Raw genomic sequence first — 26,217 nt, 5'->3', positions numbered from 1 at the left:
AACTCGTTTACTTGCTGTCTGCAACTATATAGATAGATACCTGAGGTAAACAACTATTAATGTGTCTCTCTTCCCGCGCCAGGGGACGTGGCCCGGACCAGTGGGCGTCGCCGCCTCCTGTGAGTCCTCCAGAAGACGGCGAGCACGGCCGAACCTCCGATTCCCGCAGATAGGTTTCGTCTCGTGGGAGACGACCGGAACGAGGGGGCGGTCGTGTCCCCCGAACCGGACGTCCGCGCCCGGGTTCCCTTGACGGCTGCACAACGGCCCTTCTGGCTGGCCCAGCACCTCGATCCCGACGCGGCCCTCACCGTCGCCCTGTACATCGACATCACCGGACCGAACGGTGTCGATCTCGAACGGCTGGAACGGGCGATGTACGCCGCGGGCACCGAGTCCGGCCTGCGTCAGACCCGCCTCGTGCAAGGGCCGGAGGACGAGCCGTATCTGACGCACGTCGAGGACGCCGTCCTGAACCTCGACGTGCTCGACCTGCGCGGCGACGACGACCCCGAGGCGTCGGCCCTCGCGTGGATGCGCGCCGAGTTCCGGGAGCCCGTCGATCTCCACGGAACCGTGTTGGTCCGGTGTGCGTTCCTCCGACTCGATGACCACCGCACGTTTCTGTATCTGCGGGCACATCACGTGGTGCTCGACGGTCAGGGCGCCTTCACCCTCCTCGGGCGGATCGCCGGCCACTACTCGGGGACGCTCACTCCGGGACCGGCACCGACGCCCGACACCGCTGCCCGCATTCACGACGCGGAGTCGGCCTACGCCGGGTCGCGTCGCCACGATGCCGACCTCGCACACTGGCGCGAGCACCTCGCCGACGTCGGCGGTCCCACAGCTCTCTCGGCAGCACCCCCGAGCGCACCCCGGCAACCGGTCGCGACGCGCGTGCCGTGGTCACAGCCGACCGGAACGGCGGCCGACCCGCTCGCCGTCGTCGCCGCTCTCGCCGTGCATCAGTCGCGTGTCCTCGACACCGGCGACGTCGTCCTCGGATTCCCCGTCACCGGACGCACCACCGCCGCACTGCGCGCCACGGCCGGGATGATGGCCAATCTGGTGCCGCTGAGACTGACGGTCGACGCGACCACGACGGTACGGGAGCTGCTCGCACGGGTGCGGCAGGAGATCACCGGAGCTCTTCGGCACCAACGCTTCCGGGACTGGGATCACCTTCTGGCGCCCGAGGCGCGGCCGTTCGGCGTGTCCTTCGGCCCCGTCGTGAACATCATGCCGTTCGTCGCCCCGTTGCAGTTCGACGACATCTCGGCTCCCGTCGGCATCCTCTCGTCGGGGCCCGTCCACGACACAGCGATCAACATCTACACCGGTGACGCGCTGACGCTGGACATTCAGTGGAACCCGGAGCGCTACAACGCCTCCGAGATCGACGGGCACGGCGCGCGGCTGACACGACTTCTCGGCGGCATCGTCAGGGCGGACGATCACACCACCGTGGGCGATCTCGCGTTCCTGGACGACGGCGAGGCAGCCGATCTGCTCGACCGCTCGGGTGGACCGGCGCCGACAGCGACGACGCTGGGCGACCTCATGGCGGCGGTCGTGCGGAGCGATCCGGCGGCGCCCGCCGTACGCGGCGGAGCGGTCACGCTCACCTACGGCGAGCTGGACGACCGCTCCGGGCGCCTCGCTCGCACCCTCCGCGATGCGGGTGCGAAGTCGGGAACCGTGGTGGCTCTTGCGCTTCCGCGATCCGTCGACCAGGTCGTCGCGCTCTGGGCCGTCGTGCGCACCGGCGCCGCGTTCCTTCCGGTGGACCCCGCGGACCCCGCCGAACGGCTCGCGACCGTGCTCGACGAATCCGGGGTGACGCTCGTCGTCACGACGGACGGGCACCACGTCGATCTGCCGAGCGGAACGACCCGAGTGGCCGTCACGGACGTCGCAGCGGAGCCACTGCCGAGGGAGCGCCCGGCGATCACCGAGCTCGCCTACGTCATGTACACCTCCGGCTCCACCGGCCGCCCGAAGGGCGTCGCGATCACCCACGCCGGACTGCACGGTGTCGTGGCCGGCCACCGAGCACGCGGTCCGGAGACACGGGTTCCGGAAGTCGGGGGCAGTCGCGTCCTCGCCGTCGCGGCTCCGACCTTCGACGCGTCGATCTCGGAGCACCTTCTCGCCCTGGCACTGTCCGGCTGCCTCGTCGTCGCCGATCCCGAGGCGTACGCCGGTGCGCCACTGCAGGATCTGCTGCGACGAGAATCGGTCACGCACGCGATCCTGACTCCGCGGGTGCTCGAGACGCTGTCGCCGACCGGAGCGCCGTCGCTGCGACAGGTCCTCAGTGTCGGCGACGTGTGCCCACCCGCGCTGGCGTCGGTGTGGTCGGCGTCGCCGGAACTGCTGCTGCACAACGACTACGGTCCCACCGAGACCACGGTGTGGGCCACCGGGACCGTGCCGCTGACGGAGTCCGGAACCGTCACCGTCGGGCGCCCCCTGCCCGGAGTGCGCGCCGCGGTGCTCGACTCCCGGCTGCGCCCCGTCCCGGTCGGAGTTCCGGGTGAGCTGCACCTCGCCGGAGCCGGGCTGGCCCGCGGGTACGTCGGACGGTCGGCGGAGACCGCGGCACGCTTCGTGGCCGGGGTCGACGGAACGCGGCTGTACCGCACGGGCGACCGGGCACGGTGGACGCCGCCCGGTGATCTGGAGTACCTGGGGCGCACCGACAGCCAGGTCAAGGTACGAGGCCGCCGCATCGAACCCGGCGAGATCGACGCGGCCCTCGTCGCGGTTCCCGGTGTGGCGCAGGCCGTCACCGTGGTCCGTCGTGACGACGACAGCGAGCAACTCGTCTCGTACGTGACCGGTGACGCAGATCCGGCGGACGTTCTCGCCGCCGCCACCCGGACTCTGCCGAGCCACCTCGTCCCGGTGCACGTGGTGCCGCTGGATGCACTTCCGCTGACCGCCTCCGGCAAGGTGGACGTGCGCTCGCTCCCCGAGCCGCAGCATCGGACCGTGAGGACCCGGGAACCCTCCTCCGACGTCGAGCAGCGATTACTCGATGCGGTGTCACAGGTGTTGTCCCGCAGCGATGTCGGGGTCGACGACGACTTCTTCGCGCTCGGTGGCGACAGCATCCTGTCGATCCGACTGGTCACCGTGGCCGCGGCGGCGGGCGTGCGGATCAGTGCTCGCGACGTCGTCGAACAGCGCAGCGCCGCCGGGCTCGCGCGCGTGGCGGACACGGCCGGCATCGGCGACGAGCCACCCGGCAGCGGCAGCGGCCGCGTCGACCCCACACCCATCGTGCGCCACCTGCTGGAGCGAGGCGGAACGATCGACCGGTTCGCCCAGGCCCTCACCCTCTCGCTCCCCGTCGGCATCGACCGAGCCTCCCTGGTGTCCACGGTCGAGGCCGTGGTCGCGCACCACGACATGCTGCGCTCCGTGCTCGTCCGCGGCGCGGGCGGCGTGCACCTCGAGGTGCGGCCGATGGATGCCGTCGAGGTCGACGGACTGCTCCGGCGCGGTTCCGATGTGTCGGTGGACGACATCGTCGGGACACTCGATCCCGAGAACGGCGTGATGCTCGGCCTCGGCTGGAGCGACGCCGGCGAGCACATGCCGGGGCGTCTCGTGATCGTGGCGCACCACCTGGTGGTGGACGTGGTGTCGTGGGGCGTTCTCGTCGCCGATCTCGTGGCCGCGTGGGCCACGGTGCGCAGTGGCGCCGCGGCGACTCTCGCCCCCGTCCGCACGTCGATGCGACGCTGGTCGTCCGGTCTCGCGGCGCACGACGCGAGTGTGCGCCTCCCGTACTGGACCGACGTCCTGGAGGGCCCCGATCCCGTTCTCGGACATCGTATTGTCGATCCTACGGTCGACCGTGTACGGGACACGACGGTCCGGGACATCGCCTTCCCGGCCGAGATCGCCGATGCGTTACTGGTGCGCGCACCCACCCTGTTCCACGCCGGACCGACCGACACGCTGCTCGCCGCGCTCGCTCTCGCGCTGTCCGCGTGGCGAGGCGACGACGCACCGACGAGGCTCGTCCAACTCGAGGGACACGGACGCGAGGACTACCTGGTTCCCGGCGCCGACACCGCGCGCACCGTCGGCTGGTTCACCACGGTGTTCCCCGTACGACTGGACCTCACCGGTATCGACGTCGCCGAGGCGCTGCGCGGCGGACCCGCTGCGGGCGAGACGATCCTGCGGGTCAAGGACCACCTGGCACGAGTTCCCGATCACGGTGCGAGCTATGGACTGCTACGGCACGGGGCCGACGACGCCGCGCGTGACTCCCTGCGCTGGACACCGCAGGTTTCGTTCGCGCACCTCGGCAGAATGTCGACGACGGACACCGGCGACTGGCTGCCGGTCCCCGGCGTCTCCCCACTGTCCGGACCACGGCCCGACGACCTGGGTGCGGCCGCCGTGCTCGAGATCGACACCGTCGTCCTCGGGGACGCCCTGATCGCACGACTGAGCACGCTCGACGCCGTCCTATCGGACGCCGACGTCGAGGCCCTCGTCTCCCTGTGGGTCGAGGCGGCGACGGCGATCGCGCGCCACGTCGACACCCCCGGCGCCGGTGGTCGGTCACCGTCGGACTTCCCCCTGGTCGGTGCGACACGAGCCGATGTCGACGGGTGGACCGCGCGTCATCCCACGCTGATCGACGTCCTGCCCACCGCACCACTGCAGGCGGGGCTGCTGATGCATGCCCGCCTCGCCGCCGGGAGCGTCGACCCCTATGTGGTGCAGACGATCGTGCACCTGGGTGGAGCGATCGATGCCGGCCGTCTGCAGCAGGCCGCGCAGTCGCTGCTGCACCGTCACGACGCGCTGCGGATCGCCTTCGAGACGACCGCCGACGGGACGGACGTCCAGGTGATCACAAACGCGGTGACGGTGCCGTGGACAGAGGTGGACGTCCGCGCCGATCCCGACCCTTCCGCAGTGCTCGACGCCTTCCTCGCGCACGATCGCGGCGTCGCCGTCGACGTGGCCGCCGCACCACTGCTGCGCTTCGCTCTGGTGCGTACCGAGGACGAGCGACACACCCTGGTGCTCACGCATCACCACCTGCTGCTCGACGGCTGGTCCCTGCCGATCGTCCTCGCCGACCTCATGGCCGCCCACGCCGGCGAGGACCCGCGCCCCGTGCCGCCTCCGCTCCGGAGCTTCCTGCAGTGGGTGCGCGAGCGCGACACCGCTGCCTCGCTCGCGGCGTGGTCGGACGCCCTGGCGGGATCGACCGAGGCGACGCTGCTCGCTCGCGCGCACGGCTCCGCACTCGACGAGGCCCCGGGGCAGCGCATCGCGACCCTGAGCTCCGAGCGCACCGCTGAACTCGCGGCGCGCGCCGCCGCCGCGGGGGTCACGGTGAACACCCTCGTGCAGCTCGCGTGGGCACTCGTGCTGGGCTCCGCCGTGGGCCGTACCGACGTCGTCTTCGGAGTCACCGTCTCGGGCCGACCGGCCGAGCTGGACGGTTCCGCCGCCATGGTGGGGCTGCTGATCTCCACCGTTCCGGTCCGCGTGCGGCTCGATCGCGCGGCGACGGTGCGGGCGTCGGCCCAACGGCTGCAGCGGGAGCAGGCCGCGCTGCTCGATCACCACTACCTCGCTCCGTCCACCATCGAGGCGGAGGTCGGCCCGGGTGCCGGATTCGACACCTCGCTCGCCTTCGAGTCGTATCCCCTCGATCGCGCCGCCCTGACCGCGGCGGCGGGTGACCTCTCCGTCCTCGGAGTGGAGGCACGCGACGCCACGCACTACCCGCTGTCCCTGGCGATCGAACCGGGAGAGAGCCTCGTCGTGCGCGCGACCCACCGCCGCGACGTCCTCGACACCGACTCCGTGGACCGACTGCTCGACCGGTTCCTGCGCGTGCTCGGGGCACTCGAGCCGTCGAGTGCGCTCGCCGAGATCGACCTGCTCGGGGCGACGGAACGCACCCTCGTCACCGAGACGTGGAACTCCACCCGGCATCGCCTCGTCCCGTCGACGCTCCCGGACTCCGCGATGGCTCTGGACCCGTCACGCGTGGCCTTCACCCACGGCGACAGGGACGTCACCCGTGCGGAGTTCTCCGCTCGCGTGCACCGCCTCGCCCGGTACCTGATCACCCGGGGCGCCGGGCCGGAGACGGCCGTCGCCGTGGCACTCGATCGGTCGATCGATCTCGTCGTCGCCGTCCACGCCGTCGTGGCCACCGGCGCACACTACGTTCCGCTCGATCCCGGCCATCCCGCCGAGAGACTTCGGCATGCGGTGACCATGTCAGGTGCGCAGCTCGGTATCGGTAGTGCCACAGCACTTCCCGAGGAAATCGAGTGGATCACGATCAGCGATGCGGTACTCGGTTCCTTCTCCGACGCACCCCTCACCGACGCCGATCGCCTCACACCCCTGCGTCCCGACCACCTCGCGTACGTCCTCTTCACCTCCGGCTCCACGGGGCAGCCCAAGGGTGTCGGGGTGACCCACGCGGCCATCATGAACCACCTGCGCTGGCGTGCCGGGGCACTCGGTGTCACCGCCGACGACGTCGTGCTCCACAAGACACCCGCCACGTTCGACGTCTCGCTGTGGGAGTTGTTCCTGCCGTGGCACATCGGTGCTCGCGTCGTCGTCGCGGATCCGGACGCCCACCGCGACGCCGATCTACTGGTGGACCTGATCGCACGACACCACGTCAGCGTCGTGCACGCCGTCCCGTCGATGCTGGCGCTCGTGGCGGACGCGCCGGGCCTGGCCGCCTGCACCTCGCTGCGCACGATCCTGTCGTCGGGCGAGGCGCTGCCCGCCGGGGTCGCCGCCGCCGTCCGCGCCGTCCTCCCCGTGCGACTGGTGAACCTGTACGGGCCGACCGAAGCTGCGGTGGACGTCACCGCACACGTCGTGACCGACGCCGACACGACGGGGGTTCCCCTCGGGCGTCCGGTGTGGAACACGACGACGCTGGTACTCGACGATGCGCTGCGGCCCGTTCCCGTCGACGTCCCCGGCGAGTTGTACCTCGGCGGTGCGCAACTCGCCCGCGGCTACACGCATCGCAGCGCGCTGACAGCGGAGCGGTTCGTCGCCGGACCGGGCGGATCACGTCTCTACCGGACGGGCGATCGCGTCCGCTGGTCCGCTGCCGGTGACCTGCACTTCCTCGGCCGGAGCGACGACCAGCTGTCCGTCCGCGGTGTTCGCGTCGAGCCCGCGGAGATCGAGGCCGCGGCGGCGCGATCGGGCGTGGTGGACCGTGCGGTGGTGACGACCGTCGGAGATCGGTTGGTCGCGTACGTCGTTCCGCCGCAGGGCCGTTCGGCCGTCACCGATCAGCTGGTGCAGACACTGCGCTCGTCGCTGCCCCGCCATCTGGTCCCCGACGACATCGTGGAGATCGCGGCCGTCCCCCTCACCGCGTCGGGCAAGGTCGACAGACGTGCGCTGCCCGCTCCCGTGCGCCGCGGCCGGGTCCACCGCACTCCCTTCACGCCGACCCAGCGCGTCGTCGCGGACATCGTGGACTCCGTCCTGCAGACCTCCGGTCCGGTGGGTCCCGACGACGACGTCTTCGCGCTCGGCGCCACCTCTCTCACCGCGGCGCGTGTCGTGGCGCGCATCCGGTCGGCGACCGGGCGTGACCTCACGCTCCGCACCCTCTTCGACGTCCCCACCATCGCCGGGCTGGCTGCCGCCGTCGATGCCGGCGACGCGCACACCGACCGTGGGTTCCACATCCCCGTCACACGTCCGGACCGTCTCCCGATCACCCACGCCCAGCAGCGCATGTGGTTCCTCGATCGGTACGAGCCGGGGTCCTACGTCATGCCGCTGGCGCTGCGCATCCGCGGCGACCTCGATCTCGGTGCGCTGTCGTCCGCGATCGCCCACGTCATGGCCCGCCACGAGATCCTCCGCACCGTGTACGGCGACGTTGACGGCGCCGTGCACCAGGTGGTGCTGCCGCCCCCGCCGGCGACCGCGCTCACGGTCACCGCAGTCACCCCCGACGCCGTGGCGGAACGACTGTCGGATGCCCGGACCACTCGGCTCGACCTGGCCACCGAGCCACCTCTGCGAGCCGAGGTGCTGCGCCTCGCCGACGACGACCACGTCCTGCTGCTCGTCGTGCACCACATCGCCGCGGACGGACTGTCCCTCGCCCCGCTCACGCGAGACCTGCTGGGGGCGTACCACTCCTACCGCTCGGGGCGGGTTCCGGCGCAGCCGCCACTTGCGGTGCAGTACGCCGATGTCGCCGCGCGGCAGAGGGAGCAGGGCATCGATTCCGCCGCGGCGGCATGGTGGGAGCGCCGTCTCGCCGGACTGCCCGACGTCCTGGACATGCCGCTCGACCGACCGCGCCCGGAACGGCCCAGCCGTGCGAGCGCCGCGGTGCGCCTCGATCTCGGCGACGCGACCGTGGCCGCACTGAGCGAGCTCGCGGCCGCCCATCGGGCCACGGTGTTCATGGTGGTCCACACCGCCCTCGTTGTCGCCCTCGCGCGCTGGACCGGATCCACGGACATCGCAGTGGGATCGCCGATCTCGGGTCGACCGGATCCTGTACTCGACGACCTCGTCGGCCTGTTCGTCGACACCGTGGTGCTCCGCACCGACGTGACTCCGTTCGAGTCGTTCGCCGATCTGCTCGCCCGCACCCGCGACGAGACGGTGGACGCCTTCGCGCACGCGCACGTCCCGTTCGACCACGTGGTCGACACCCTCGGTGCGACGCGCACGTCCGCGCATCATCCGGTGTTCCAGGTCGTGCTCAATTTTCAGGACGTCGACCCGCTTCTCGACAGTCCCGACATCGAGGTGCTCGACGCCGGGCCGGCACCCGCGATCTTCGACCTCACCCTCGACGTCCGCCCCGTCGGCGCCGGCCTCGCAGTCGTCCTCACCTATGCCTGCGACCTGTTCGATCACGCGACCGCGGAGTGCTTCTCGTCCATACTCGAGCACGTTCTGCTCGCGGCAGCCTCGACGAGCGAGACTCCGGTGGGCGACATCGAGATCCAGGGAGCGGGCCGGCCCGACACGTGGACGCATCCCGACGCCCGCACGACCCCGACGACGCTTCCCGCCCTGCTCGACGACCGTACCGACGGCTCCGCGGTGGCGATCGTCGACGGCGAGACCGTTCTCACGCGGGACGAGTGGGCTCGTCGATCGAACCGGTGGGCGCGCCGCCTGATCGCGCTCGGCGCCGGGCCCGAGACCGTCGTCGCGGTCGCCGTCGCCAGGTCGGCGCAGTACCTCGTCCTCGTCGCGGCGGTCAGCCGCGCGGGAGCCGCATTCCTCCCGCTCGATCCCGAGCAACCGCAGGCCCGTCTCGCGGACATCGTCGCCGAGGCGGCGCCCACAGTGGTGCTCACGGACACGGCCGGGCCGTTCCCGAGCGACGTCGTCCGGATCGCGATCGACGACCCGGACGCGCTCGCCGAGGTCGCGGCGCTGTCGGACGCACCGATCACCGATGATGACCGTCGCTCGGCCCTGCGGCCGGATCACCTCGCGTACGTCCTCTACACCTCGGGTTCCACCGGGCGGCCCAAGGGAGTCGCCGTTACCCATCGCGGACTACACAACGCCGTGCAGGACCGACGGGCCCGGCACGCACCGGTATCCGATGCCCGCGTACTCGCGGTGTCGTCGACGACGTTCGACGCGTCCGTCGGCGAACTGGTCATCGCACTCGCGCTGGACGCCCCACTGATCGTGGCCCCACCCGAGGTCTACGCCGGTGTCGAACTCTGCGACCTGATGCGGCGGCACCGCGTCACCCACACCCTCATGACACCGCGCGCGTTGGACGCGACACCCGATCCCGGCGATCACCTCCGCGTCGTCATGAGCGCCGGCGAGGCGTGCCCGCCCGGTCTCGTCGACACGTGGGCGCCCGGTCGGACGATGACCAACGTCTACGGACCCACCGAGGCCACGATCTGGTCGACGACGGCGCTCCTGGCGGCCGGGGATCCCGTGACCGTCGGATCTCCGACTCTCGGCATCGATGCCTCGCTTCGCGACGCCCGGCTGCACGGGGTACCGGACGGTGTGGTGGGTGAGCTGTACGTCGCGGGGGACCAACTCGCGCGCGGATACCTCGGCCGGCCCGGACTCACCGCGTCCCGGTTCGTCGCGGCTCCCGGTGGCTCGCGGACGTATCGCACGGGAGACCTGATGCGTCGCACGGCTACCGGTGATCTGCTCTTCCTCGGACGGTCCGATCACCAGATCACGCTGCGTGGTCTGCGGATCGAACTCGGGGACGTCGAGTCCGCGCTCGTCGACGCCGCGGGCGTCGGTACCGCCGCGGCCACCGTGATCGACGAGCGACTCATCGGATACGTGGTCGCCGCCGACGGGCACAGCATCGACGTGGCAGCGGTGTCGGATGCGGCCGCGGCAGCGCTGCCGCGGTACCTGGTGCCCGCCGCGGTGGTCGTGGTGGACGCACTGCCGATGACGACCTCCGGCAAACTCGACCGCGCGCGGCTGCCCCGCCCGGCCCCCGACACGGCCACGTTCCGCGCTCCGTCCACCGCCGGCGAGGTCGCCGTCGCGTCCGTCTTCGCCACGGTCCTGGAACTCCCCGATCCCGTCGGACTGGACGACGACTTCTTCGCCCTCGGTGGACACTCGCTCAGCGCCACCAGAGTTGCTGCGCGACTCGATGTTCCGGTCCGGACCGTGTTCGAGGCACCGACGGTGCACGCACTCGCCGCGCAGATCGAGACCGCGCCCCGGGGCACACGCGCACCGCGTCGGGCGAGGCCGCGTCCCGATGTGGTCCCACTGTCGTTCGCCCAACAGCGCATGTGGTTCCTGAACACGGTCTCGAGCGACAGCGGCTACGTCATCCCGCTGGCACTCGGGCTGCGCGGCGTCCTCGACCACGTCGCGTTGCAGGATGCGCTCTCCGACGTCCTCGACCGGCACGAGATACTGCGCACCGTCTACCCCGTCGTGAACGGTGTTCCGCGGCAACAGGTTCTCGACCGGGGTCGGGTCGCGATCGACCGGGTGACGGGGACACCGGAGGCCGCACTCGTGCGGATGGCGTCGACGCCGTTCGACCTCGCGGCGGACCTCCCACTGCGTGCTGCCGTCGTGGCGGTGGCCGACGAACATCACGTCCTGCTCCTCGTGCTGCATCACATCGCCGCGGACGGCTGGTCGCTGGCGCCGCTCACGCGCGATCTCACGGCGTCCTACGCGGCGCGGCGCTCCGGTCGAGAGCGGACTGTCGACCCCCTGCCGATGCAGTACGCCGATCACGCCGTGTGGCAACAGGATCACGCCGAGGACATCCGCGCGGGAGTCGCATTCTGGACCGGCCGTCTCGCTGGTCTGCCGGACGTGCTCGACCTGCCGACCGATCGACCACGGCCGCCGGCGGCATCGCACCGCGGCGCTCGTGTTCCCGTCACGGTGCGGGGCGACACCACCGCAGCGCTGCGTGCGCTCGCCACCACGCACCACGCGACGCTCGTCATGGTTCTGCAGGCGGCCTGGGCCGTCACCCTCGCCCGCGTGACGGGAACCGAGGACATCGCCGTCGGAACACCGGTGGCCGGCCGCGGTCACGAGCATCTCGACGATGTGGTCGGCATGTTCGTCGACACGGTCGTGCACCGCTCGTTCGTCACGGGTACCGGCACCGTCGCGGCTCTGGTGGACCAGGTGCGCGAGAGCACCCTGTCGGCCCTCGACCATGCCGACGTGCCGTTCGAGCTGGTCGTCGACGCTCTCGATCCGGTGCGCACCGCCGCTCACCACCCCGTCGTCCAGGTCATGTTCGCGTTCCAGAACCAGACTCCGCCCACTCTCGTGGCCGCCGGACTCGAGATCGACGTCCTCGACTCGGGTCCCGTGGCAGCACCGGTGGACCTGACCCTGGATCTCACGGAAGCCGGAGACGGACTGAGCGGCGCACTGACCTACGCCGTCGACCTTTTCGACCGGCGGACCGCGGCCGGGTTCGTCGACGTCCTGCTCCGCGTGCTCGACGCGGTGGCCCGCAGGCCCTTCGACCGGGTCGGTGCGCTCGAGATCCTCCACCCGTCGGAGCGGGCGCTGCTGCTCTCGCAGCACGGCAGTGCCGGACTGCCGCCGCGCGTGCTGCCACGCCTGCTCGCCGACGCGGTGGCCGGCAACCCGGACGGGCCCGCCCTGATCGGGGAACGCACGCTCACGTACACCGAATTGGACCGCCGCTCCAACCGCTGGGCACGGGCACTGATCGACCTCGGCGCCGCGCCCGACACCGTCGTCGCCGTCGCGCTGCCGCGCTCGGTGGACCAGATCACCGCGGTGTGGGCGGTAGCGAAGACCGGTGCGGCTTTCCTGCCGATCGACCCCGACGGGCCACCGGACCGACTGCGGCACATGCTCACCGAGACGGGCGCGGCCGTCGCCGTCACCGCCGTGACCGTCCCCGGCGCGCCGGCACAGCTCCTCACGGCGTCACCGGCTGCCCTCGACGCGGGCGCGGAGTCCGTAGCCGACGTGACACCCGCCGACCGGCTCGGCGCCATCCGTCCCGACACCCTCGCCTACGTCATCCACACCTCCGGTTCCACCGGAGAACCCAAGGGCGTGGGCGTCACTCACCGCGGTCTCGTGGACGCGGTGTGGGACCAGCGGCTGCGCGGTGCTGCGCTGTGGGACCAGCGCCTGCGCGGTGCTGCGGAGGCGCGCGTACTCGCGGTCGCGTCCCCCACGTTCGACGCGTCCATCGCCGAACTGCTCATCGCCGTGTCCCTGTCCGCCCCCTTGGTGATCGCGCCACCGGACGTGTTCGGCGGACCGGCGCTGGGGCGCCTCGTGGCGAAGTCCGCCGTGACCCACGCCCTCCTCACACCGCGCGTCCTCGACTCGCTGACTCCCCAGGACGTCCCGTCGCTCCACTTCCTGGTCACCGCCGGTGAGGCGTGCCCGCCCGCCCTGGCCGCCCGGTGGGCCCCCGGTCGGCGCCTGTTCAACGACTACGGTCCCACCGAGACCACCATCTGGGCCACGAGCAGCGGCCCACTCCGGGTGGACGACGCCGTGACCATCGGGCGACCCGTCCGTGGGGTCGGCGCGCGGGTGCTCGACACGTTCCTGCGCCCGGTGCCGATCGGCGTGGTCGGCGAGCTCTACCTCGACGGCACCCACCTCGCGCGGGGGTACGTGGGCCGCCCGACCGCGACTGCCGAGCGCTTCGTCGCCTCGGCTCAGGGCACACGGCTCTACCGCACCGGCGACCGCGTGCGCTGGACCAGCGGCGGCGATCTGGAGTATCTGGGCCGCACCGACGTTCAGGTCAAGCTGCGCGGATTGCGGATCGAGCCCGGTGAGATCGAGGCAGCACTCGCCGCGCACCCGTCGGTCGATCGCGCCGTGGTACTGGTGCAGGACGACAACCTCGTCGCCTACGTGGTGCCGTCCGGCACGAGTGCCGTCGACCCCGCCGACCTCCGACACGACGCCGCGCGCCGCCTGCCGCGGTACATGGTGCCCGCGCACGTCGTCACCGTGGACGCGATCCCGTTGACGGCGTCGGGCAAGCTGGACCGTCGTGCACTCCCGGCGGTCCCTCGCCGACCGGCCTCCGGCCTTGCCGGGACCGTGGCGACGGTTCCGCATCGAGGAGCGGGGAGTCCGGCCGAGCGCTTCGTCGCCGAGGCGTTCGCCACCGTGCTCGAGTTGCCGGAGCTGCCCGGGCTGGACGACGACTTCTTCGCTCTCGGTGGCCATTCGCTGTCTGCGACACGGGTGGCCGCGCGGGTGTCGGCGGCAATGGAGCGCGAGGTGTCGGTGCGCGCGGTGTTCGACCACCCCACCGTGCATGCACTCGCCGCGGCGGCGGTCGCGGCCCCGACCGTCGCGCGCAGTCCCCTGACGGTCGCCCCGCCGCGCCCGGACAGGGTGCCGCTCTCCTTCGCGCAGCACCGGATGTGGTTCCTGGGCCGCGTCGACGCCGACCGCGGTGGACAGCTGATCCCGCTCGCGCTGAGGTTGACCGGTCCGCTGGACGTCGACGCGCTCCGCTCCGCCCTCGACGACGTGACCCGCCGGCACGAGATCCTGCGCACCGTCCATCCCGCCCTCGACGGTGTGCCGCACCAGGTGGTGCTGCCCACGATCGACGTTCCCGTCGACATCGTGCGCACCCCTGCCGCAGGGATACCCGCCGCGGTACGCACGGCCGCGGCGGCGCGCATCGACGTCACCACCGAGACTCCCCTGCGCGCCACCCTTCTCGTCGTGTCGCCGATCGACCACGTGCTGGTGATCGTCGTGCACCACATCGCCGCGGACGGGTGGTCGATGGCGCCGCTGACGCGCGACGTCGTCACGGCGTACGCCGCCCGCGCGGCCGGACGATCGCCCGATCAGCCACCGCTGCCCGTGCAGTACGCCGACCACGCTGTCGCGCAGCGCGCAGTGCTGGGATCGCTCGACGATCCCGGCTCCGCGTTGTCGCGGCACCTCGATCACTGGCGGGAGCGGTTGGCCGGCGCGCCGCTGGATCTCGCGCTGCCGACCGATCTGCCCAGGCCGAGAACCCCCTCGCAGCAGGGTGATCGGGTGCGAACGGTTCTCGACGCGGACGCGCTGGGCGCACTCCGGTCCGTCGCGCAGGCCCATGACGTCACCCTCTTCATGGTCGCGCACACCGCGCTGTCGATCGTGCTCGCCCAGTGGGCGGGAACGCGCGATCTGCTCATCGGGACGGCCGTCGCGGGTCGCACCGATCCGGCGCTCGACGACGTGATCGGCATGTTCGTGGACACGGTGGTCCTGCGGTCCACGGTCGACGACGACGGCACGGTCGCGGACCACCTCGCCGCGGCTCGCGCGACCACGCTGGATGCCTTCGCGCACGCCGCGCTGCCGTTCGAGACCCTGGTGACGGCTCTCGACCCGGTGCGTTCGACCGCGAGTCACCCTGTGGTGCAGGTGATGTTGACTCTGCAGAACACCAGTCCGCCGCTATTCCCCGCGACAACACCCGCAGTCGAGGTGCTCGATCTCGGCGACGCCCCCGTGCAGTTCGATCTCGCCGTGACGCTGCGCGAGGACCAGGGGCGCCTGCTGATCGAGGTGTCCTACGCGACGGATCTGTTCCACCGGAGCACCATCGAGCGGGTCGCACGCCGCCTGATGTGGACACTGGGGTCGATGTCTCGGGACACCTCGGTCACCATCGGGAACCTCGAGACGGTGGAGCCCTCGGAACGCGCCGCGATGCTTCCCCGCAGCGGTGCCCCTGCACTGGCGCCCCGGACCCTCGATCGCCTCGTTGCCGAGGCGGTGTCGGCCCGTCCCGACGCGATCGCGGTGCGCGCGAACGGTACCGACGTGACCTACGCGGACCTGTCCGCCCGCGCGCACCGTCTCGCGAGGGAACTCATCGCGTGCGGCGCAGGACCCGACGTCGTGGTGGCACTGGCGTTGCCCCGTTCTCTCGACCACGTCCTGTCGGTGTGGGCCGTCGCCGCGGCCGGGGCGGCGTTCCTGTCGGTCGATCCCGGGCAACCCGCCGAGCGGATCGCGCACATCCTCCAGGACTCCGGCGCCGTCGTCGTGATCACCGAGTCCCGGTCCGAGCAGACCACCTCGACCGCGGCGCCGTGGATCCCGCGCATCGTGCTCGACGATCCGGACGTGGTCGCAGCGCTCGGTCGCCACTCGGCGGACACCGTGCTTCCCTCGGACCGTCACCCGGGGCTCCACGCGAGTTCGACCGCGTACGTCGTCTACACGTCCGGCTCCACGGGCCGACCGAAAGGCGTCGCTGTCACCCATGAGGGCCTGGCGGATGCGCTCGAGAACCAGCGTGTCCGGCGCGGCGACGTGACGGCGGTGCGCGTGCTCGCGGTGGCGTCACCGACCTTCGACGCGTCGATCGCCGAGATGCTGATGGCGCTGGCGCACTGCGGCACTCTCGTCGTCGCACCGGCGCACGTGCACAGCGGCGACGAGGTCGGCGCCCTGATCCGCGACGAGCGGGTCACCCACTCGATCATCACGCCCCGGGTGCTCGACTCCCTGACCCCCGCGGGTCTCGAGTGCCTGCGCGTCCTCGTCGTGGGCGGCGAGACCCTCCCGGATCAGCTCGCGGCGGCATGGTCTCCCGGACGCGAGATGTACAACGACTACGGCCCCACCGAGACGACCGTCTGGTCCACCACCCACGGACCGATCACGCCGGACCGACCCGTCGGCATCGGCACACCGGTCCGGGGTGTCGACGCGGTGGTGCTCGACGCTCGGCTGCGACCGGTGCCCCTCGGCGCCGTCGGTGAGTTGTACCTGTCAGGAGCACATCTCGCGCGCGGGTACGTCGGGCAGACCGGGTCGACGGCGAGCAGGTTCGTCGCCGCGCTGCACGGACCACCGGGTGCACGCCTGTACCGCACCGGCGACCTGGTGCGGTGGAACACGGCCGGGGAACTGGCTTACCTGGGACGAAGCGACTTCCAGATCAAGCTCCGCGGCCTACGCATCGAGCCCGGCGAGATCGAGAACGCCGCCCTCACCCATCCCGCCGTGAGGCAGGCGGTCGTCCTTCTCCACCGCGACACCGGAACCGGATCCGATCACCTCGTCGCCTACGTCTCCGGTGAGGACATCGACGTCGCCTCGGTCAGAGATGTGGTGGCGGAGCGGGTTCCGCAGTACATGGTGCCGTCCCACATCATCACTCTGCGTGTGTTGCCGCGCACCACCGCGGGCAAGGTGGATCGGGCAGCCCTTCCCGCACCGACGTTCGCGCCGACGACCTACCGCGCGCCGACGACCTCGACGGAACACATGGTCGCCGACGCCTTCGCCATCGTGCTGGGCATCGGCGAGGTCGGACTCGACGACGACTTCTTCGCTCTCGGCGGGACGTCGCTCACCGCGACCAGGGTGGCCGCACACCTGGGCCGCGCCGCCGGGGTGGACCGCGTGCTCAGGATGCTGTTCACCCACGGCACCGTCGGCGCCGTCGCCGATCACCTCGACCGTGAGGACGACGACGAGTCGACCGCGTCGTCCGACGCGGTGGGTCCCGTCCTGCGACTGGGCGGCGGAGACGAACTCGCCCCGGTGTTCTGCATCCACCCGATGATGGGTCTCGCGTGGCCGTACTTCGAACTCGGCCGCCATCTCGAGTCCGGTCGACCCCTCTACGGCGTGCAGACACCGGCGGTGGCGGACCCCCAGTTCGCACCCCGGTCGATGGACGACGTCGTCGATCGTTACGTCGAGGAGATCCGGCGCGTGGACCCTGTCGGCCCATACCACCTCGTCGGCTGGTCGGTCGGCGGTGTGCTGGCGCACGCCGTCGCATCGCGGATGGAGTCGCAGGGCCACGCCGTCGCGTCGCTCTCCCTCCTCGATCCGGTCCACAGCGTCGTGCCAGGCAGTGCGGTCAAGAAGGCTCAGGCGGACGCCATGTTCGGCGCGTACCAGCACCTGACCGACGACCTGGCGGACATGACGCCGGACGCACTGTGGTCGGTGTGGTCGGCGATGGGCGGCGATCAACTGCCGGTCTCCGACATCCAGGCGCGACTGATCACCAAGGCGATGCTCATGCTCTTCTCCCTCGTCGACGAGCACGTGCCGCCGACCTTCGGCGGTGCGGTCCTGATGATCGACTCCGACGTCACGGCCGTCGAACTCGGCCGCATGTCCGACTTCTGGTCGGACTACTGCTCCGGCCCGGTCGAGGTGGAGTCGGTGCCGTGGCGTCACGGCGAACTGCTGTCGAGCGAGGCCGTGGCGGACGTCGGCCCCCTGGTGGGGCGGTGGCTCGAACGAGTGCAGACCGCGTCGTTACTGTCGACGGGTGAGTGAAACCAGCACGGATGGTTCCGAACCCGGCCAGTTCCGCCTGCACGGCGCGTGGAACTTTCGGGACACCGGGGGACTCCGCACGTCCGACGGCGGACACACCCGCAGCGGTCTTCTCTTTCGCGCGTCCGCACTCACGCACCTCACCGACGAGGGCCGGGACACGCTGGCCGGCCTCGGGGTCACCGACGTGTTCGACCTGCGCGGCGACGCCGAGGTGACGCGGTGGGGCTCGGACCTGGCCCCGGACTCGGTCTCGGTGCATCGGGTCCCCTACATCGCCGCAGAACGCGACGCGCCGCACGAGCGCGCCGTGCCCGCCACCACCGCCCGGGGCTATCTCGACGGCGCCTACCGCGCCTTTCCGACGCTGCCCGGCGCGCGCGTGGCGATCAGGTCGGTGGTCGAGGCCCTGTCGTCCGGCACCCCGTCGCTGGTCCACTGTGCCGCCGGCAAGGACCGCGCGGGCTGGACGGTCGCCACCGTGCTGCGCGCCGCCGGCGTCGTCGAGGAGGACATCGTCGCGGACTACCTGCGCAGCAACGCCGCCGTCACTCCACTTCGGCGCCACATTTTCGATCACGACGAGGTGGCCCCCGCCGATCTCGACGACGACCTGCTGGGCGTGCGCGAGGAGTACTACCGCGCCGGGCTCGAGGCGATGACCGCGGCGCACGGCTCGTTCGACGGCTACCTGGACTGGCTCGGCCTCGACCGCGACGCGGTCACCGGGCTGCGGCGTGCGCTGGTGGACACCAGCGCTGATCAGCGCCCGGTGTAGGTCGCCTTACCTGGCCCCACATCGAGGAAGCTGCGTACCGCGCCCTGCAGATCCTCGGTCTCGAACAGGGCACCCGACACCGGCGAGGTCACCGAATCCGCGTGGCGCACACCACCAGAGCGCCACGCACCGATGATCTCCTTCGTGGCCGCATGGGCGCGCGTCGGCCCGTCCGCGAGCCGTGCGACGAGAGCCCTGGCGGCGGAGTCCACGTCCTCGTGGATCTGGTTGACGACTCCCCATTCGCGCAGCGTCTCCGCCGTGTACAGGTCGCCCGTCATGACGAACTCACGTGCCCGGCCGCTGCCCGCACGCTCCGCCATCCGCTGCGGACCACCCATCGACGGAGTCAGACCCACCACCGTCTCCACCAGACCGAACTTCGCCTTCGGCGACGCGAGGATGATGTCGCAGGCCAGGGCGATCTCCAGCGCGGCCGTCAACGTCAGACCGTGCGCGGCGAACACCACCGGGCAGGGCAGCGCCTCGAGTGGGTGGGCGATGGCCGCGAAGAGCCCCTCCCACAACGCCGTTCCCTCGGCCTCCGACAGCCCTTCGAAGACGTGCACGTCCACCCCACCCGAGACCACCTTGCCCTCCGCGCGCAGCAGCAGCGCACGCGGAGGAGCGGCCACCAGCTCGGCGACGTCGGCCGTCACGGCATCGAACATCGCCTGGTCGAACAGGTTCAGGGCGCCGTGGGCGAACGTGAGGATCGCGACCTCGGCGCCCGCGTCGGTGGTGGTGCGCTCGAGACGGGTGGGCTTCTCACTCATGGATCGGAGCATGCCAGGTGCACACCCATCCTCGTTCTCCGGCCTCCGGCCTGCCCGCCTACCCCGACCGGCCTCCGGCCTGCCCGCCTACCCCGACCGGCCTCCGGCCTGCCCGCCTACCCCGACCGGCCTCCGGCCTGCCCGCCTACCCCGACCGGCCTCCGGCCTGCCCGCCTCAGCGGACGGGGGTCGTCCCCGCCGGAACACTCGCCTCGACCGACGGATCCGGAATCGCAGCCCCGTGCCCACCGAAGTTGGGGCGCGCGTAGAAGAGCGTCGCGATCGCTCCGACCAGCAGGACCGCGGCCGGGAGGTACAGCGACTGGGCGAGCGCGGTGGCGAACGGTTCCGCCACCTGTGCCGGAACCCGGCCCGTGGACAGCTCGCCCGACGCGCCGGCCGCACCGGCGAACGGCACCTCGGCGGAGATGCGGGACTGCATCAGCACGCCGATACCCGCACTGCCCAGCACGGACCCGATCATGCGGGTGGTGTTGTAGACGCCGCTGCCCGCGCCGGCCTGCGACATCGGCAGGTTGCGGGTGGCCGTGGCACCGAGCGGAGACCAGATGAGCGCGTTGGCCACACCCATCAGTGCGATGGGCATGAGGAGCCGGACGATCGCCGTGGTCGGTGTCATCTCCATCGCGAGCCAGACGAGGGCGACGGTGAGCAGAGTCAGGCCGGTGCCGGCGATGTAGCGCGGGTGCACGCGGTCCACCAGACGGCCGACGTTGGGCGCGAGCACGCCGGTGAGCACCGCCATGGGCACGAACAGCAGGGCCGAACGCGTGGGCGTCAGTCCGGTGACGCTCTGCGCGTAGAACATGATCGGCAGCATCATGCCCGTCATCGCGAAGCCCATGGCCGCGATGCCGATGTTGCTGAGCGAGAAGTTCCGGTCGCGGAACAACCCGAGCGGCACCAGAGGCTCGTTGCGGTTGCGCGACTGCCACACGATGAACGCGGCGAAGACGACCACACCGACGGCGATGGAGGTCCAGATCCACCCGTTCCAGTCGTACTTCTGACCCTCCTGCAGACCGAAGACGATGAAGAACAGGCCGGCGGCGGACAGCACGACGCCGGGGATGTCGAACTTGTGGTCGTTGGTGGGGAGCGTCGGCACGAATTTGACGGCCAGTGCGATGGCGACGACACCGACGGGGAGGTTGATGAAGAAGATCCACTCCCACCCGAACGCGTCGACCAGCACGCCGCCGAGCAGCGGACCGACCAGGGTGGCGACGCCGGCGACCGCGCCCCAGGCACCCATCGCGGCACCGCGCTTGTCCTTGGGGAAGATGCGGGTGATGACGGCCATGGTCTGCGGCGTGATCATCGCGGCGCCCAGGCCCTGCACGGCGCGCGCGGCGATGAGCATCTCGATCGACCCCGAGACGCCACACCACAGCGAGGCGAGAGTGAAGACGACGAGCCCGCCGATGTAGAGGTTCTTCGGTCCGAACCGGTCGCCCAGACGGCCGGTCACGAGGAGCGGTACCGCGTACGCGAGCAGGTACGCACTGGTCACCCAGATGACGTTCGAGATGTCGGTCTGCAGACCCTCGAGGATCGCCGGCTGCGCGACGGCGACGATGGTGGTGTCCACGAGAATCATGAAGAAGCCCAGGCACAGGGTCCAGAGCGCGATCCAGGGGGACGCCTCCTTCACGGCCGGGCTGGTGGTGCTGGTCATCGGTGGTCCTGTCGTTCGGTGAGGATGCTGTCCAGCCAGGGAAGACGTCCGGAGTCGATGTCGTCGACGAAGGCCCGGAGCCAGGTGAGTTCGGCCTCGCGCAGGGCGAGGGTGTAGTCGAGGCCCACGGAGAAGAGCCGCGGAACGTGGCGATCGACGGCCATCGCATCGATGACGCGCATCTCGTCGAGATCCTTCTCCAGCAGAGCGATACGGGTACGGACGAGTGCCGCGACCTCCGGCCCGGGGAGGTTGTGCGACTCGGACAGGGCGAGGGTGAACTGCGAGTACTCGGGCGTCGGTTCCGCCAGGAGAGTACGCAGGGTGTCCGACAGTGCCGCCCGACCCGAGTCGGTCACCGAGTAGGTGGTGCGCTCGGGCCGATTACCTTCCCGCTCGGTGCCGACCGCGACGATCAGCTCGCGCTCCGCCAGGCGGTCGACCGCGTGGTACAGCGACCCCGGACGCACTTTGAGGAGCCGGTCGTCCTTGCGCTCGAGCAGGAGCTGATACATCTCGTACGGGTGCATCGGCCGCTCGAACAAGCACGCGAGCACGGCGATGGCCAGCGGCGTCACGCGTTCCACACCGAATCCCCCCTCACTACATACTCCGTCTGGAATATACGGCGCCGAACATGGCCACCACAAGCGGCGCTAGCGTGGACGGCGATGAACTCCCACCAGATCGACATCGTCCGTCTCGCCTGGGCGCGAGAACTGGGTCTTCCCGACGACGCCTCGCTCGACGACGCAGAGCGGTTGCACGTGGTCGACGACGATGCGACCCGCCTCACGTTCGTCGTCCTGGACGGCCACGCCGTGCTGGTCGGACCCGGTGACATCCTCGACCGCGCCGAGGCACTGGGCAACGACGTGCTCGCGACGCGGGACGGTCTCGCCGAGCTCGCGGGACAGCGCCGCGGTCGTTGCGGTGGACCACAGGTCCTCGCCTTCCTCGACGACAGTCGCGACGACGTGCGCGTCGAACACCCTCTGATCTCCCACGACGGGCACGATGTGGACCGCGTCCTCGCACTGGTGCCTCCCGACGACGCCACCGGAATCCGCGCGGTCGGCGTCGACTCGTGGTTCACGGTGTTCGACGACGCCGACGGCGAGGACGACGCACTCCCCGCGGCCGCGGCCGGGTATGTCGAATGGCGAGGATTCCTCGCCGACACCGTCGCGGTGACGGTGCCGTCCCGCCGTCGGCGCGGCTACGGCTCGACCGCCGCACGATTGGCCACGAACGAGGCCATCGACGCGGGACTCGTCCCGCAGTGGTCCGTGCCCATGGACAACGCCACCGCTCGACTGTTCGGGCTCTCACTCGGCTTCACGGAACTGGGCGTGCACATCGGGATGGAATTGACCGACCCCGGGTAAGTTACGACCATGAGCACCGACAGCGGCACCCCGTCCTACGTGGAGAAGGGCGGCTTCGACCGCGACACGAACTACATCGAAGACCGCATCACCGCGGACGGGCGCGACGGCTATCCCGTCGAAGCCGGCCGCTACCGCCTCGTCGTCGCTCGTGCGTGCCCCTGGGCCAACCGCGCGATCATCGTGCGCAGACTCCTCGGCCTCGAGGACGCGATCTCGATGGGTGTGTGCGGACCCACCCACGACAAGCGGAGCTGGACGTTCGATCTCGACCCCGACGGACTCGATCCCGTCCTGAAGATCCCGCGCCTGCAGGACGCCTTCTTCGCGCGCTTCCCGGACTACCCGCGCGGCATCACGGTCCCGGCGATGGTGGAGGTGTCCACCGGCCAGGTCGTGACCAACGACTACCCGCAGATGACGCTGGACTTCTCGACGGAATGGACGCAGTTCCATCGCGAGGGCGCACCCGATCTCTACCCGGAAGCGCTGCGCGGGGAAATCGACGAGGTCGCCGAGCTGATCTTCCACGACGTCAACAACGGCGTCTACAAGTGCGGCTTCGCCGGCTCGCAGAGCGCGTACGAGAAGGCGTACGACGCCCTGTTCTCACGGCTGGACTGGTTGAGCGAGCGACTGGAGAACCAGCGATTCCTGGTGGGCGACACCATCACCGAGGCAGACGTGCGGCTGTTCACGACATTGGCCCGGTTCGATCCGGTGTACCACGGCCACTTCAAGTGCAATCGCAGCAAGCTGTCCGAGATGCCGGTGCTGTGGGCGTACGCCCGGGACCTGTTCCAGACGCCGGGGTTCGGCGACACCACCGACTTCGCCCACATCAAGTCGCACTATTACGAGGTGCACACCGACATCAATCCGACCGGCATCGTGCCCAAGGGGCCGAACCTGTCGAGCTGGTTGAGCCCACACGGCCGGGAAGCGTTGGGCGGCAGGCCGTTCGGAGACGGCACGCCTCCGCCGCCGCCGAAGGAGTCGGAGACGGTTCCCGCCGAGCACTGGGCCTGACGTCCCGGACGGGTCGGGAGGATCTGCGTCAGGGACGCAGAGTGAGAATTCTCGGCCCGTCCTCGGTGACCGCGACCGTGTGCTCCCAGTGCGCGGAGCGCGAGCCGTCGGTGGTCACGACGGTCCAGTCGTCGTCCAGCACGCGGGTCTCGTGGGTGCCCAGTGTCAGCATCGGCTCGATGGCGAGCGTCGAGCCCACCACCAGCTCGGGGCCCTTGCCCGGCGCACCCTCGTTGGCGAGGAACGGCTCCATGTGCATCTCGCGGCCGATGCCGTGGCCACCGTAACCGTCGACGATGCCGTAGGAACGGCCGTGCGCCGCCGAGGCGGCCAGCGTGCCCTGCTCGATGGCGTACGAGACGTCGGTCAGGCGATTGCCCGGGAGCATCGCGGCGATTCCGGCCTCCATCGACAGGCGAGTCGCCTCGCTCAGCTGCTCGTCCGCCTCGATGACGGTGCCGACCCCGAAGGTCCAGGCGGAGTCGCCGTGCCAACCGTCGAGAATGGCCCCGCAATCGATCGAGATCAGGTCGCCCTCGACGAGCACGTCGGAGGAACTCGGGATGCCGTGCACGACGCGGTCGTTGATCGAGCTGCAGATGCTGCCCGTGAAGCCGTGGTACCCGAGGAACGACGGCACGGCGCCGGCGTCGCGAATGACCGACTCGGCGACAGCGTCGAGTTCGAGCGTGGACACGCCGGGCTTCGCCGCGTCGCGCACAGCGACGAGAGCGGCCCCCACGACGGCCCCGGCCGCAGCCATGGCATCGAGCTCACCGGCGCTGCGGAACGGGACCACCTTGCGCTTGCGTCCGAAAGCCATGGGTCAGTCGTCGCCCTGGATCGCGTCGATGACCTTCTTGTTCACGTCCTCGACCTCACCCACGGCGTCGACCGTCACGAGGCGACCGTGGCCCTTGTAGTACTCGAGCAGCGGAGCCGTCTCGTCGCGGTAGACCTTCATCCGGTTCCGGATGACGCTCTCCTTGTCGTCCTCGCGCCCACGGGCGAGCATGCGCTCGACCACGACGTCCTCGTCGATGACGAAGGAGACGACGGCGTCGAGCGTCGTACCCGCGTCCTCGAGGATGGAGGCGAGGGAGTCGGCCTGATCGGTCGATCGCGGGAAGCCGTCGAGGATGAACCCGTTGGTGGCGTCGGGCTCGGCCAGCCGGTCGCGCACCATGTCCACGGTCAACGCACTGGGGACCAGGTCGCCGGCGTCGAGGTACTTCTTGGCCTCGATGCCCAGGGGCGTCTTCTGGCCGATGTTCGCGCGGAAGAGATCGCCCGTCGAGACGTGGGGAATGCCCAGCTTCTCCGACAGCAGCGTCGCCTGCGTACCTTTGCCTGCTCCGGGAGGACCGAGGAGGACGAGTCTCACTTGAGGAACCCTTCGTAGTTGCGCTGCATCAGCTGGCTTTCGATCTGCTTCACCGTGTCGAGTCCCACGCTCACCATGATGAGCACCGCGGTTCCGCCGAACGGCAGGTTCTGGGCGCCACCGGAGTTACCGATGTCGAGGAACAGGTTGGGAAGCACAGCGATGGTGCCGAGGTAGATGGCACCGGGCAGCGTGATGCGACTGAGAACGAAATTGAGGTAGTCGGCCGTCGGACGTCCCGGCCTGATGCCCGGGATGAATCCGCCGTACTTCTTCATCTCGTCGGCACGTTCCTCGGGGTTGAACGTGATGGCGACGTAGAAGTAGGTGAAGAAGACGATGAGGCCGAAATAGATCGCGATGTACACCGGGTTCGCCGGGTTCACCAGATACGTGTTGATGGCGCGTTGCCACCAGCTCGGATCCGCCGCCGTGCTGGCATTGGTCAGCTGGGCGATGAGATTGGGGAGGTACAGCAGCGACGACGCGAAGATCACCGGGATGACGCCGGCCTGGTTGACCTTCAGCGGCAGGTAGGTGGACGAGCCGCCGTACATGCGGCGGCCGACCATGCGCTTGGCGTACTGCACCGGGATGCGGCGCTGGCCCTGCTCGACGAAGACGACGCCGATGATGATGGCGAGAGCGGCGAGGCAGACGAGCGCGAAGACGATGCCGCCGCGGCTGTCGAGAATCGACTTACCCTCGGACGGGATGCGCGACGCGATACCGGCGAAGATGAGCAGCGACATGCCGTTGCCGACGCCGCGCTCGGTGATGAGCTCGCCGAACCACATGACCAGGGCAGCGCCCGCGGTCATGACGAGCACGATGGTGACCAGTCCGAAGATGGACGAGTCGGCGATGATGTCGAGGTTGCAGCCCTGGAGCAGCTGGCCGCGCGAGGCGAGAGCCACGAGACCCGTGGCCTGCAGGATCGCCAGCGCGATGGAGAGATAGCGCGTGTACTGCGTCATCTTCGCCTGGCCGGCCTGGCCCTCCTTGCGGAGTTCCTCGAACCGCGGGATGACCACGGTGAGGAGCTGGACGATGATGCTCGCGGTGATGAAGGGCATGATGCCGATCGCGAACACGGACAGCTGCAACAGCGCGCCGCCCGAGAACAGGTTGATCAGCGAGTAGATGCCGGCGGAGTCGCCGCCCGACACCTGGTCGATGCACTGGCGGACGTTGCCGTAGTCGACACCGGGCGACGGCAGCGTCGCACCGAAGCGGTACAGCGCGATGAGGCCGAGAGTGAAGAGGATCTTCCGTCTCAGGTCAGGTGTCCTGAGGGCCGACACAAAGGCGGAAAGCAACGATCCTCC

At 70.4% G+C, this 26,217-nt stretch carries 10 protein-coding genes; 4 read left to right on the top strand and 6 right to left on the bottom strand.

The annotated features are described in order from the left end of the window. The first annotated feature begins 183 nt into the window (after positions 1-183). Together HQ325_RS14435 and HQ325_RS14430 are read left to right on the top strand one after the other, a co-directional pair. A complete protein-coding gene (locus tag HQ325_RS14435; RefSeq protein WP_222630487.1) occupies positions 184-17,835 on the top strand; it encodes an amino acid adenylation domain-containing protein in 17,652 nt (5,883 codons plus the stop codon). Continuing rightward, entirely contained in the window at positions 17,828-18,613 is a 786-nt protein-coding gene (locus tag HQ325_RS14430; RefSeq protein ID WP_222630486.1) for a tyrosine-protein phosphatase, read from the top strand. The genes HQ325_RS14435 and HQ325_RS14430 overlap by 8 nt, the downstream gene beginning before the upstream one ends. On the opposite strand, the gene HQ325_RS14425 is transcribed toward HQ325_RS14430, so the two are convergent. From HQ325_RS14425 to HQ325_RS14415, 3 genes are all read right to left on the bottom strand, one after another. Next, positions 18,598-19,389, bottom strand: a complete 792-nt coding sequence (locus HQ325_RS14425) for an enoyl-CoA hydratase/isomerase family protein (RefSeq protein WP_222630484.1) — start codon at positions 19,387-19,389, stop codon at positions 18,598-18,600. The two genes, HQ325_RS14430 and HQ325_RS14425, sit on opposite strands and share 16 nt — an antisense overlap. 175 nt (positions 19,390-19,564) lie before the next feature. After that, a complete protein-coding gene (locus tag HQ325_RS14420; RefSeq protein WP_222630482.1) occupies positions 19,565-21,088 on the bottom strand; it encodes an MFS transporter in 1,524 nt (507 codons plus the stop codon). Further along, positions 21,085-21,675, bottom strand: a complete 591-nt coding sequence (locus HQ325_RS14415; RefSeq protein WP_308014429.1) for a PadR family transcriptional regulator — start codon at positions 21,673-21,675, stop codon at positions 21,085-21,087. Before HQ325_RS14415 ends, HQ325_RS14420 begins: the two co-directional genes overlap by 4 nt. A gap of 84 nt (positions 21,676-21,759) precedes the next feature. On the opposite strand from HQ325_RS14415, the gene HQ325_RS14410 reads away from it, so the two are divergent. Then, the gene (locus HQ325_RS14410; RefSeq protein ID WP_222630480.1) at positions 21,760-22,476 is read left to right on the top strand and encodes a GNAT family N-acetyltransferase; all 717 of its coding nucleotides are present in this window, start codon (positions 21,760-21,762) and stop codon (positions 22,474-22,476) included. A gap of 9 nt (positions 22,477-22,485) precedes the next feature. Beyond that, a complete protein-coding gene (locus HQ325_RS14405; protein ID WP_222630478.1) occupies positions 22,486-23,505 on the top strand; it encodes a glutathione S-transferase family protein in 1,020 nt (339 codons plus the stop codon). Between the two features lie 28 nt (positions 23,506-23,533). Here the strand turns inward: HQ325_RS14405 and map are convergent, their stop codons facing one another. From map to secY, 3 genes are read right to left on the bottom strand one after another with little or no spacing between them, the layout of a single operon-like run. Then, the gene (map, locus tag HQ325_RS14400; RefSeq protein WP_222630476.1) at positions 23,534-24,328 is read right to left on the bottom strand and encodes a type I methionyl aminopeptidase; all 795 of its coding nucleotides are present in this window, start codon (positions 24,326-24,328) and stop codon (positions 23,534-23,536) included. A gap of 3 nt (positions 24,329-24,331) precedes the next feature. Further along, positions 24,332-24,889, bottom strand: coding sequence for an adenylate kinase (locus HQ325_RS14395; RefSeq protein WP_204868926.1), 558 nt, complete (start codon positions 24,887-24,889; stop codon positions 24,332-24,334). Continuing rightward, the gene (gene secY / locus HQ325_RS14390) at positions 24,886-26,208 is read right to left on the bottom strand and encodes a preprotein translocase subunit SecY (protein ID WP_027504673.1); all 1,323 of its coding nucleotides are present in this window, start codon (positions 26,206-26,208) and stop codon (positions 24,886-24,888) included. The genes HQ325_RS14395 and secY overlap by 4 nt, the downstream gene beginning before the upstream one ends. Positions 26,209-26,217: the final 9 nt, after the last annotated feature.

It is taken from the genome of Rhodococcus sp. BP-349, from assembly GCF_019835845.1.
Lineage (GTDB): Bacteria > Actinomycetota > Actinomycetes > Mycobacteriales > Mycobacteriaceae > Rhodococcoides.
The sequence above is the reverse complement of the archived record's forward strand: the minus strand, read 5'-3'. Positions and strand labels throughout refer to the sequence as shown.

What these genes read in the sequence shown, in the direction of transcription:
- HQ325_RS14425 (WP_222630484.1), bottom strand. Translation starts at nt 19,389, where the DNA reads ATGAGTGAGAAGCCCACCCGTCTCGAGCGCACCACCACCGACGCGGGC.
- HQ325_RS14420 (WP_222630482.1), bottom strand. Translation starts at nt 21,088, where the DNA reads ATGACCAGCACCACCAGCCCGGCCGTGAAGGAGGCGTCCCCCTGGATC.
- HQ325_RS14410 (WP_222630480.1), top strand. Translation starts at nt 21,760, where the DNA reads ATGAACTCCCACCAGATCGACATCGTCCGTCTCGCCTGGGCGCGAGAA.
- HQ325_RS14405 (WP_222630478.1), top strand. Translation starts at nt 22,486, where the DNA reads ATGAGCACCGACAGCGGCACCCCGTCCTACGTGGAGAAGGGCGGCTTC.
- map (WP_222630476.1), bottom strand. Translation starts at nt 24,328, where the DNA reads ATGGCTTTCGGACGCAAGCGCAAGGTGGTCCCGTTCCGCAGCGCCGGT.